General features: G+C 45.3%; 10 protein-coding genes and 1 other RNA gene. 8 read left to right on the forward strand and 3 right to left on the reverse strand.

Annotated elements, in window-relative coordinates:
* The first annotated feature begins 51 nt into the window (after window positions 1-51).
* From pdxK to ssrA, 6 genes are all read left to right on the forward strand, one after another.
* Window positions 52-873 carry a pyridoxine/pyridoxal/pyridoxamine kinase gene (gene pdxK, locus PAV_RS10390; RefSeq protein ID WP_005545816.1) on the forward strand — a complete coding sequence of 274 codons (822 nt, stop codon included), beginning with the start codon at window positions 52-54 and terminating at the stop codon, window positions 871-873.
* Window positions 874-1,052: 179 nt separating this feature from the next.
* A complete protein-coding gene (gene secG / locus PAV_RS10395; RefSeq protein ID WP_005545818.1) occupies window positions 1,053-1,289 on the forward strand; it encodes a preprotein translocase subunit SecG in 237 nt (78 codons plus the stop codon).
* A 202-nt stretch (window positions 1,290-1,491) separates the two neighbouring features.
* The gene (gene rnr / locus PAV_RS10400; RefSeq protein WP_005545820.1) at window positions 1,492-4,707 is read left to right on the forward strand and encodes a ribonuclease R; all 3,216 of its coding nucleotides are present in this window, start codon (window positions 1,492-1,494) and stop codon (window positions 4,705-4,707) included.
* Window positions 4,708-4,923: 216 nt separating this feature from the next.
* The gene (locus PAV_RS10405) at window positions 4,924-5,877 is read left to right on the forward strand and encodes an MgtC/SapB family protein (RefSeq protein ID WP_005545822.1); all 954 of its coding nucleotides are present in this window, start codon (window positions 4,924-4,926) and stop codon (window positions 5,875-5,877) included.
* 262 nt (window positions 5,878-6,139) lie between these two features.
* Window positions 6,140-6,613: an SsrA-binding protein SmpB gene (gene smpB, locus PAV_RS10410; protein WP_005545824.1), complete on the forward strand. Its 474-nt coding sequence runs from the start codon at window positions 6,140-6,142 to the stop codon at window positions 6,611-6,613.
* 410 nt (window positions 6,614-7,023) lie between these two features.
* Window positions 7,024-7,387, forward strand: a transfer-messenger RNA (tmRNA) gene (ssrA, locus tag PAV_RS33300).
* On the opposite strand, the gene PAV_RS10415 is transcribed toward ssrA, so the two are convergent.
* The 3 genes from PAV_RS10415 to PAV_RS10425 form a co-directional block, all read right to left on the reverse strand.
* Entirely contained in the window at window positions 7,348-8,880 is a 1,533-nt protein-coding gene (locus PAV_RS10415) for a recombinase family protein (protein WP_157266723.1), read from the reverse strand. The genes ssrA and PAV_RS10415 overlap by 40 nt on opposite strands.
* Before the next feature lie 24 nt (window positions 8,881-8,904).
* Window positions 8,905-9,252 carry a helix-turn-helix domain-containing protein gene (locus PAV_RS32275; protein WP_005545826.1) on the reverse strand — a complete coding sequence of 116 codons (348 nt, stop codon included), beginning with the start codon at window positions 9,250-9,252 and terminating at the stop codon, window positions 8,905-8,907.
* 434 nt (window positions 9,253-9,686) lie between these two features.
* Window positions 9,687-10,022 (reverse strand): helix-turn-helix domain-containing protein, encoded by a 336-nt coding sequence (locus PAV_RS10425; protein WP_005545829.1) that lies wholly within the window; start codon window positions 10,020-10,022, stop codon window positions 9,687-9,689.
* Between the two features lie 155 nt (window positions 10,023-10,177).
* Here PAV_RS10425 and PAV_RS34575 point away from each other — a divergent pair, with 155 nt between their 5' ends.
* The gene (locus PAV_RS34575; RefSeq protein ID WP_005545831.1) at window positions 10,178-10,351 is read left to right on the forward strand and encodes a hypothetical protein; all 174 of its coding nucleotides are present in this window, start codon (window positions 10,178-10,180) and stop codon (window positions 10,349-10,351) included.
* 243 nt (window positions 10,352-10,594) lie between these two features.
* A partial coding sequence (locus tag PAV_RS10430) for a hypothetical protein (RefSeq protein ID WP_040735659.1) occupies window positions 10,595-10,774 on the forward strand: 180 nt, incomplete at its 3' end.

A 10,774-nucleotide genomic window follows, 5' to 3' on the forward strand; every position in this document is an offset into this window, starting at 1 on the left:
TGTACTTATCTAAAATTAAAGGTACATGATACAGTAAAGGGGTAAGGATACATGAAATCGATTCATAAAGTGCTGACATTGGCTGGCTCGGATACGAGCGGCGGAGCTGGTATTCAAGCTGACTTGAAAACATTTCAAGAGCGCGGTGTTTATGGAATGACCGCATTAACAACGATCGTGACCATGGATCCTGAAGAAGGATGGGCGCATCGTGTGTTCCCAATCGCGCTTTCTACAATAGAAGAACAATTAAAGACGATCATGAGTGTTGGCATTTCAGGTATGAAGACGGGTATGCTTGGCTCCATTGATATTATTGAGCTTGCTGCTCGTACGATAGAGAAGCATAATATTCCGAATGTTGTCGTTGACCCAGTGATGGTATGCAAGGGTGCTGACGAAGCCCTGCATCCTGAGACAAACGAAGCCCTGCGCGATATTCTCGTGCCGAAGGCTGTCGTGGTAACACCGAACTTGTTCGAGGCTTCTCAATTGGCGGGGACAGCACCAATTCGTACCCTCGAAGATATGAAGGAAGCAGCAGCCCGCATTCAAGAGCAGGGTGCTAAGTATGTATTGGTAAAGGGCGGTTCCAAGATTGGGTTGCCTACTTCCGTCGATGTATTGTACGACGGCAAATCCTTCGAAATGTTGGAGGCAGATCTCATCGATACAACATATACACATGGCGCTGGCTGCACATACTCCGCGGCAGTTGCTGCAGAACTGGCGAAGGGGAATGATGTCAGGGAGAGCGTTCATAGGGCAAAGAGCTTCATTACGGAGGCGATCCGCCATTCTTTCCCACTGAATCAGTATGTGGGCCCAGTGCGTCACAATGCGCTGCGTTTGCTGCAGCATGGAGAAGAATAAGCCTTAAGGGCTTCGAAACGTTATACGATGATTGTGCAGCTTTTCAGAACCTATAGGAAATCCTTGAAGTGGAAAAGGAAAGAAGAGGGATAGGCCTTGCCTACTGCCGTTACGTGTGATACAATGAAAGTACTGTTTTTAGCTTTTCGAACGTGTATCACGCATTAGGAGGTGTAACTGTGGAAATTTTCTTGAAAATTTTGCTTGTCATTTTTTCTATCGGTTTGATTAGCATTGTGCTTCTGCAGAAAGGGAAAAGTGCCGGCTTGTCAGGTGCCATCTCCGGCGGTGCGGAACATCTATTCGGAAAGCAGAAGGCACGCGGTCTGGACTTGTTCCTGCAACGTGCAACGGTTGTATTGGCAGGAGGATTCTTCATCTTGTCACTCATCGTAGCTTATTTCCTTAAAAGTTAATTTCCATTTGTAAAGCAAAGCGAGGACATGCTCCTCGCTTTTTTGTACCCTTTTTTCCGGAAAAACAAAAAACTTGTTATGATGTGGATCGAACGGCAAAAATGTAGGGAAAGCGCCGGGATGTAACGATTTTATTTCGTGTATACTAGGTTATATATTGGTATACTGTATCATGCAGGTCATGGCAAGGTGAGGTGAAGGAATGGTAACGGAACAACAGTTGTTGGACTTTATGCGTGAAACCGCTTATAAGCCGATGACCTATCAAGAGCTGGAGCAGCATTTCGATATTGAAGGCGCTTCAGAATTCAAAGCATTTCTGAAAATGCTGAATCAAATGGAAGAAGAGGGAAAGATACTGCGCACTCGTACCGACCGCTACGGCGTGCCGGAGCGTATGAACTTGCTGCGTGGGCGTCTGCAGGCTCATGCCAAGGGCTTTGCGTTCTTGATTCCAGAAGAAACGGGTCATCCCGATGTATACATTCACGCGAATGATTTAAAAACAGCGATGCATGGAGATACCGTGCTTGTACGCGTGACGAATAAAGGCTTTGATGGTGCGCGAATGGAAGGCGAAGTTGTGCGCATAGTGAAGCGTGCAGTGGAGCGCGTCGTCGGTCTTTTTCAAAATTACGAATCATATGGGTTTGTCATTCCGGATGATAAACGGATCAACCGTGATATCTTCATTCCGAAGGAAGATATGCATGGCGCGGTTACCGGACAGAAGGTCGTTGTCCATATTGTGAGCTATCCGGAAGGAAGGGCAGCTGCACAAGGCATGGTGGCCGAAATCCTTGGTCATAAGGATGATCCGGGTGTTGATATTTTGTCCGTCATCCGTAAGCATCAGCTCCCAGAAGCGTTCCCGGATGAAGTCATGGCAGAAGCAGAAGCTGTGCCGGATTCCATTACGGAGGAAGAAATCATTAGCCAACGCCGCCGCGATTTACGCGGCATGAATATCGTCACAATCGACGGAGAAGATGCGAAGGACTTGGATGATGCGGTATACGTGGAGCAGCTTCCGAATGGTCACTACAAGCTTGGCGTTCATATAGCGGACGTTGGTTATTATGTGAAGGAAGGTTCTGCGCTCGATCGTGAAGCCTACGCTCGCGGCTGCAGTGTGTATTTAGTCGATCGAGTCATCCCGATGCTGCCGCATCGGTTGTCTAACGGGATATGCTCCCTCCATCCGCGTGTGGATCGTTTGACGCTGTCCTGTGAAATGGAGTTCGACGAGAAGGCTAAGCTAGTGAAGCATGATGTATTCCCGAGTGTCATTCGTACTGTTGAGCGTATGACGTACACGAACGTACGGAAAATTGTTGAAGACGAGGATCCGGAAGTATCGGCACGCTATGCTTACTTGGTTGACAGCTTCAAGCTGATGAAGGAATTGGCGCTGAAGCTTCGCCGGAAGCGGATGAACCGGGGAGCAATCGATTTTGATTTTGTGGAATCGAAAGTGTTGGTGGATGAGAAGGGCGTACCGACTGATATCATCAAGCGGGAACGTACGATTGCAGAGCAGATTATTGAAGAGTTCATGCTGGCAGCTAACGAGACGGTTGCGGAGCATTTCCATTGGCTCCGAGTTCCGTTCCTATACCGGATTCATGAGGAGCCGGATAGTGAGAAGTTATTCAACTTCATGTCCTTCGCGGCGAACTTTGGATATGTTGTTCGAGGCAAGGGCAACTCGGTACATCCTCGTTCTTTGCAAATGCTTCTTGAGGAAATTGAGGGAACGCGTGAGCAGACTGTGATCAGCACGATGATGCTTCGCTCGATGAAGCAGGCGAAGTATGATGCGGAGATGACCGGCCACTTCGGTCTAGCTGCTGAATTCTATTCGCACTTTACATCGCCTATCCGCCGTTATCCGGATTTGGTCATTCACCGAGTCATGCGTGAAGTGATGGATAATGGAGGATCCCTGCCTGAGAAGCGCTTAGAGCAGCTCCATGCCCGCATGCCGGACATTGCCCAGCAATCATCAGAGCGTGAGCGGGTAGCCGTTGATGCAGAGCGGGACACAACAGCGCTGAAGAAGGCCGAATTCATGCTCGATAAGGTCGGCGAGGAATTTGACGGCATTATTAGCAGTGTGACAAGCTTCGGCATGTTTGTTGAACTGGATAATACGGTTGAAGGGCTTATTCGACTAAGTGAATTGAATGATGATTATTACCACTTCCATGAGCAGCATATGGTGCTGATCGGGGAGCGGACGGCAAATGTATTCCGCATTGGCGATGAGGTGCGCATTCGAGTAGCTCGTGTCAATATGGATGAGCATACGATCGATTTTGAGTTGATTGAGAGCAAATCGCGTCACAATGGTCGTGACTTCGGCTTCGAAATTCGGAAGAAACGTGGTCGCGGCGGATATAGTGCTGAAGGACGCGGTGGAGCAGGACGTGGTGACTGGAAGGGTCGTAAGGATGGGAAAGGCGGCCGACCAGGAGAACGCGATCGTGGCGGTCAATCGCAAAATGTCCGCGGCGCGGATAGAGGAGCAAGGGGCGGTCGTTCGGATCGATTCGGCGGTAGAGAGAATCGACCGGCAGATCGTGGACATCGTGCTGATCGGCATGCCGGTCAAGGTGCACGTGCAGACGGTCGTGTAGATCGGCACGCTGGTCAAGTTGTGCATGGAGATAGTCGTGCTGATAGACGCAACGTCACTGGCGTTGATCCTGCGGAACAGCAAGCTTATGAACAGTATGGTGCTTCCTCCGGTCAGTATGTGCGAGGTGGATATGGTCGAAATCAGCACCAGCATGAGCAAGAAGAGCGATTGGAGCGGGATGCTCGTTATGAGCGTCATAACAATAATGATGCTGTGGAGCAAGAGGCCGATGCATTCGCTGGCGATTGGTATAACCAAGGCGAGTTCCGTGAGCAGCAGAGAGGCCGTCGTGGACGCAAAGGACGCCGCGAAGAGCAGGGACGTGGGAATAACCCATACGACAAGTCATCCGGTTCTTCTCAGCCGCGAGGCAAGGGCGGCATTAACTTTGGAGCGGGCCCAGGAAACGCGGAGCGTTCAACTCCAGCGAAGAAGGAGTATGATGATTCCAACTGGGTAGATCGACTGATCGCGGATGCGGAAGAAGAAGTCGATCGTCCGAGGTTCTTCGATTTTGGCTCTGGCCGTGGAGGCTATGGACGTGCAAATGGAAGCGACCAAGGCGGCAGCAAGCAAGGACGTGACGGAGGCTTCCGTAGAAACCATAGCTCAACCGGTGGAGGGAAGAAGGGTCGTCGTTCGACTTCTGAGAGCGGCATTTTCATCGGCGAAGAGGCAGCCAATGCCCGGAGTCAAGGAGAATCCGCTCAAAGAGCGGCGAAGAAAAAGGGAAAAACGAACAACAAGACTGCGAAATTTGTTCGTAAAAAGCGTTAAACAGCATGGTATGTATAAGGGTATAACGGCTTTTAGTTCCGCCTAGGCGGAGCTGGAGCCGTTTTTATTTTCTTAAAAAAGAAATGACACGCTTGGGAAATGAAGTTTGTATTTTTAGGTCAAGCTGGGGAAGCTGATCATCTACCGGAATACATATGATATAATGTACATATTTTAGGAGATGCTGCTTTTTACTTTGGTAGGGAGGTGAGTCAGATGAGTCCTTCAGATATATCGATGTATCATGTCATGTTGCGTATGGTGCTTGCGTTAGTGCTGGGCGGATGTATTGGGCTTGAGCGAGAGAAGCGAAGCCAAGCTGCGGGATTGCGGACGCATATGCTTGTGAGTCTCGGATCGGCGCTTGTCATGTTGATATCCGTATATGGTTTTCCGGATTTAAGTGGGGATAATAAGGCTGCGGTTGATGTTGCGCGTATCGCAGCACAGGTAGTCAGTGGTGTTGGCTTCCTAGGAGCTGGAACCATTATTCGCAACGGAACCAGTGTGAAGGGACTTACAACGGCAGCTTCCTTATGGGTGTCGGCAGCGATTGGGCTTGCTTGTGGCTCGGGTTTTATTTCTGCGGCACTATTCGGCTGTGGCCTGTCTCTTGTTGCCTTGTGGGTGCTGAATAAGTACGATATTAAAAATCGTGTCGCTCATCGGATTCACGAGCTGGAGGTCGTTGTGGAGGAGCGTGAAGGATGGCTGACAGCGCTAACGAAGGTAGCAGAGGAGCAGGGGCTTACAGTTCGAAGTATTCGTATGCGGCCGGAACGTGCGGGGAAAACGTGGGCGAAATTTCTAGGAGCTGGGCATGGGCAAGTTTTTGAACAGAACAAAAGAAGCGAGCATTTACCTGAGCGAGATATAGAGGTTTACAGCACTGAGAAGCAATCTCTTGAGGGCACTGGACATAAGGAAGCGCCAGCAAACAGTACGGTGACTGATAAGGCTGTAAATCGAATTGGGGAAGGTCTGTTTTTACATATAGAGAATGAGGTTCAGTCTGATACAACCATGGACGACAATGGACAGATCTCGACAAGTACAAGGTACTTGCACATTGAGCTGAAAGTGCTGGCGGAAGAGGTCAAATCGGTAACAGACTGCTGTGAAGTAGTGCTGCGGCTCGAAGGCGTTATGGACGTTCATATGATTTCTTAATTTGAGCAAAGTAAGGATTCTGCGTATCGTATATACAAGTTCCAATTTAAAAATGACGGTTTTTTATTCTATTATGAGGCTACAGAATTCAATTTTCATTTAATAGTGGAATAGAAGGTATGGATGAACAGGTTTCTAGCTTGAGTCGGGGGCATTCTTTTTGGTACAATATACTTCTAAGAAATAAGCTATAGTGAAATGGTTTCGTGCAAAAGACCCCATTCACTTGCTAATGTCATTGTCGTAACGTTGGAGGGCAATCATGGGTAAAAAGAATGATAATAAAGTTTTAGCCCAAAATAAAAAGGCGTCCCATGATTATTTTATCGAGGACACTTATGAAGCGGGCATGGTTCTCACAGGGACGGAAATTAAATCGCTCCGTTTGGGCAAGGCGAACATTAGCGATTCATTTGCAACGATTCGCGGCGGCGAGGCGTTCATTCACAATATGCATATCAGTCCGTTTGAGCAGGGCAACCGTCACAATCCTTCCGATCCGACACGTGCGCGCAAGCTGCTGCTGCATAAGGAGCAGATTAACAAGCTAATCGGGCATACGAAGCAGGAAGGGTATACACTTGTTCCGCTGAAGGTGTATGTGCGCAATGGTTATGCGAAGCTTCTTATTGGGCTGGGTCGAGGCAAAAAGAACTATGATAAGCGTGAAACAGCTGCCAAAAGGGATGCGGATCGTCAAATTCAACGCGCTCTGCGTGAGAAGCAGAAATATTGAGGTTAGATCATTTTAGAAATAAAGCGATGCTTCTTTTGGCGAAGGTTTGGTTGTAGGATGTAGTTAAATTAGTTAACGCGGTAGTCAACGCTTTGACTGGGATAATCCGTAATTGCTGCAACTGCATATCCTGTGATCCTAGTTATGGCTAGTTCATCGTTGGATCGTTTGTACCAAGGAAATGGCATGAAGCGCTGGCAACAAGTTGACTAACAACTTTCGCTTAGGTGTGTTATAATAAACATGTCAGTAACGAACAGTGCTTCACAGCACAATATAGCCGCTGACTGAATAATCAACTCATTGACAACTGAATAGTGTGGAAGGATACACTATCTGTGTCTTAACTAGATTCTCATTTAATTCAAGACTCTATTCCCCTGATGGGCAAGATGTTGCTTATCATTCATGGGGGCGTTCTTGGATTCGACGGGGATAGTTCGGGCTCGGGTAGCGGGTAGTGGGGACGCGTCCGCTTTATCAACGCTAAAGCCAATTAAACGGCAAACAACAAACAAACTACGCTTTCGCAGCTTAATAACCTGTGAGCGTGCTCCTACTCTGCATCGCCCATGTGCCGGGATAGGGGCTCAACTTTAGTGGGATACGCTGTCACATCTCCGCCTGGGGTGTGCTGAAGAAGACAATCAGGCTGACCCAAAGCATAGCCGGTTACGGGGCGATGCTCGGGTGACATCAAAACTGTGACTACACCCGTAGAAACCTGTGTTGCGTTATCTTCGGACAGGGGTTCGAATCCCCTCGCCTCCACCACTAAAAACCCTGTATGTTATATCAACGTTATATGAGTTGATATCTTTAGACGGTTGTATAGTGATCCTTTCTACATATTCTTGTAGCACTTCTTTTTGCTGTTGCTCATCAGCAGTATTAAGTAAGTGTTTTTTATCTTCAATGATTTTCATAATCACCTCATCTGGCAACTCTTCCGTGCTTTGAATAAGCTCTATTCGCATCAGTTCTTCTTCCAAGGCTTCTTGTCTGTGCTGTGCTTCCACAATTTTATCCTCAAGCCCTCTAATACCTTTACCAAGAGCATCGATCCAATTATTTATTTTTTGACCTAGTTCCTTCAATTCACCTTTTATTGGGGCTACATCATCTTGTGTAGAATGACGTTGCTGCTTGTATAATTCTTTAACTTTGTACAATATTTCTTTTGTTCCTTCTGAAGAAAAGCAATTCGCGATAAGGTTATCTTTTACAATATCCTCGATATCATCTTTTCTTACACTTGTATTGCCGCACTTTGTCGAACATTTGTAATAGCATAGGAGTGTATTATCTGCGCTTTTTGGATTTCTATATGAGTTTCCGGCATAAGCAGCCCCGCAATTGCCGCAATATATCTTTCCGGTTAATAAGTACGTAACCTTTGCTTTCAAACGGCCTGGTTTGTGTTTCCGTTCCATCATTTTTTTATACACCCTTTCAAACAAGCTTTTTTCTATAATAGCAGGGAAAGCGTTAGGAATAACATGTTGCTCCTCGACGGGCTTTTTTTTATGAGTGTTTCTTTTCCCATCATCATCTTTTGCCGAGGAAACATTCCAAGTATAATCACCCTTATATTTTCTGTTAAAAGCCCAGCCATCAAAAGAATTTTTAGTGAACTTTCTGCCTGTTTGTGTTCTGAAGCCTGCCGCGTTTAATTGATTAGCGATTTCTTCATTAGTTAGATCGTTATCTATCCCCTCGAAATACATCTGAACTGCCCGATATCTTTTTCGGTCTATTTCGTATCTTTTTTCTTTATTAACGCACAATCCGTAAGGGGGTCTACCACCAACATGAAGACCAGCCTCGGCATTTTCGTTCATTCCTTTAAGAACTTCCCTTGAAAGGTTTTTGGAATAGTATTCCCCCATACCTTCCAGTACAGATTCAAGAATGATTGATTCGGGCGAATCATCCAAGTGTTCAAGTACACTCTCAACCCTGACACCATTTCTCTTTAATTTACGTTTGTAGTGGGCTGAATCATATCTGTCACGTGCGAACCGATCCAGCTTGTGAACAACTACAACATCAAAAGCTTTCCTTTCAGCATCCTTTATCATTTTTTGGAAATTCGGCCTTCGATCTGTAGTAGCGGTTTTGGCTTCATCGGGGTAACTCCCGATTAGTGAGTACCCTTTTCTTTTGCAATATTCCGCGATAGCTTTCATTTGGGCTGATATAGATTCTTCTCGTTGGTTGTCTGAACTATATCGAGGATAGGCCACTGCGCGAATAATTGATTTCATTGAAATCCACTCCCTGCTAAACCGTTATTTCCACATAATTGCTTCGATCATCCCGAGCAGCTTAATTCTTTCTTCCGCAGTCAATGCTTTCCCGGAAAAATAGATTAGATTAGATTTTTCGAGAAGTATTTTGATGTCGCTCGTATTTACTTGAGATGGCGGAAGGGGATTATCGGTATTGCATAACAAATAGTCGGCGGATGTATCAAAAATTTTAACAATCAAATTCAATTTATCGCTCGGCGGGACAATTGCGTCTCTTTCATAACCCGAAAAAGTAGCTCTGTTTATTTTCAAATAGTTAGCCATATCTTCTTGCGTCAATCCTTTTTTCTTTCTTAGAAGGTTAATTCTATTACCGAGCGTAGACATCTTATCTTCTCCTTAGAAAAAGAAATTTAAAATTACTATTGTGTTAGTTTGGGTAACGTTTTATAATGCAAATACACCAACAAAAAATGGGGGAGGTGTATCTATGGCGGATTTTACAACTTATTTGTGGGAGATCTATTTCCGATTATCTATAACAAAAGGAAAATGTAATTTTAAATATCGAATTTACTTTAATAAAGTATACACTGTTGGTATTACTAACGCAATATGGTTTGCTTACTAAAACCTTTTTTTTGATTATTTATGTAATTTAAAATTACGTTCAGTATGTTTAAAATGTCTAATCTTTAAGTTTCGTGGTGGTGTCATAATTTAAAATTCATTGTTCGATGAATAAGGGCTATCAATGACAGCCCCTACCGTCTCTTTAAAGTCAACGTCTTAGTCTTTTGGTGGGAATGTAAAGATGGATGTCAATCCAGTCTTTTGGATTGTAGTGCGGAGAGTTTCTTTATCTGATCCAAAGCATAATCTTGAAAATCGGGTTGTAATTCCTTAAAAATTGCAAGAGCTTCTTCCAACTTCTTATTATGAGGCTGCTCTTCTACAAACATGTCGCCTTCACCTGAGAGTAGCCATTTTTCATTGACAGAATAAAGCTCGCAGATGTGCTTGATAAGAAGTTCTTTTGGTTGAACACGATTGTATTCTAAATTGCTGATCACATCTCTGCTCACACCTAATTTTTCACCAAATTCTCTTTGTGATAGACCGAGATGTTCCCGAATAGCCTTGATTCTGCTGTTCAAAGTTTAATCCCTCCTTATGCTTAATGAGATATCTCAACTTTACAACACAAAAAAACGATAGTCAACACAATCAAACTCAGAAAATGGTGTTTACAACTCAAAACTATAATGATAAACTGTGTGCATAACACAAAATACGAAAAGGAGTTGAGGATATGACACAGCTAAATAAACAAGCTCAGAATATTGCTGAGTTGAACACAGTCTTTATGATACTGGATGAAGTCGCTCAAGAATACGCCTTATCGCTACTTCAAGCATTAAGGTTTGCCCAAGCAAGTTACCGCAATTCGTCTAATCATGAGACTCAATCCAATGTTGCCAGCTAATTGAATCAACGTGAACCAAATATCATTCGGGAAGTGATAACATGGCGAAGATAAATGTCACCATCAAGACAGTTCCGCACCCAAACAACAAAGCACTAATTGAGCTATGGGCATCATTGGCAGTGTCGGAGATTGAAAGAATCAAGGCTAACGGGAAGTGACAGTCGGCGCATCCGAAAAGAGGCTTTCTTGGAGTGAATCGAATCACTCGAAAAAAACGGCTGGGAAGGGAGATTAACCAGCATGAACAAGTCGGAGATTATAACCGGGCAACTCGTAGTCGAGGGCGGCAAGGTATCGCTGCAACTCGACAACGGCAGCCTCATCGAGTTGAGCAAGAATGATCGCATTGAAGTATTTAGAGATGGGAAGTTTGAACCGGCACCGTATTCGTTCATCATTGAAAAGATGGATTCGGCGGGG

The organism is Paenibacillus alvei DSM 29, assembly GCF_000293805.1.
GTDB lineage: Bacteria > Bacillota > Bacilli > Paenibacillales > Paenibacillaceae > Paenibacillus_B > Paenibacillus_B alvei.

Bases quoted from the DNA above. Each gene is read 5' to 3' on its own strand.
- PAV_RS34575 (WP_005545831.1), top strand. From the start codon at position 10,178: ATGACACAGCTAAATAAACAAGCTCAGAATATTGCTGAGTTGAACACA.
- rnr (WP_005545820.1), top strand. From the start codon at position 1,492: ATGGTAACGGAACAACAGTTGTTGGACTTTATGCGTGAAACCGCTTAT.
- smpB (WP_005545824.1), top strand. From the start codon at position 6,140: ATGGGTAAAAAGAATGATAATAAAGTTTTAGCCCAAAATAAAAAGGCG.
- PAV_RS32275 (WP_005545826.1), bottom strand. From the start codon at position 9,252: ATGTCTACGCTCGGTAATAGAATTAACCTTCTAAGAAAGAAAAAAGGA.
- PAV_RS10405 (WP_005545822.1), top strand. From the start codon at position 4,924: ATGAGTCCTTCAGATATATCGATGTATCATGTCATGTTGCGTATGGTG.
- pdxK (WP_005545816.1), top strand. From the start codon at position 52: ATGAAATCGATTCATAAAGTGCTGACATTGGCTGGCTCGGATACGAGC.
- PAV_RS10415 (WP_157266723.1), bottom strand. From the start codon at position 8,880: ATGAAATCAATTATTCGCGCAGTGGCCTATCCTCGATATAGTTCAGAC.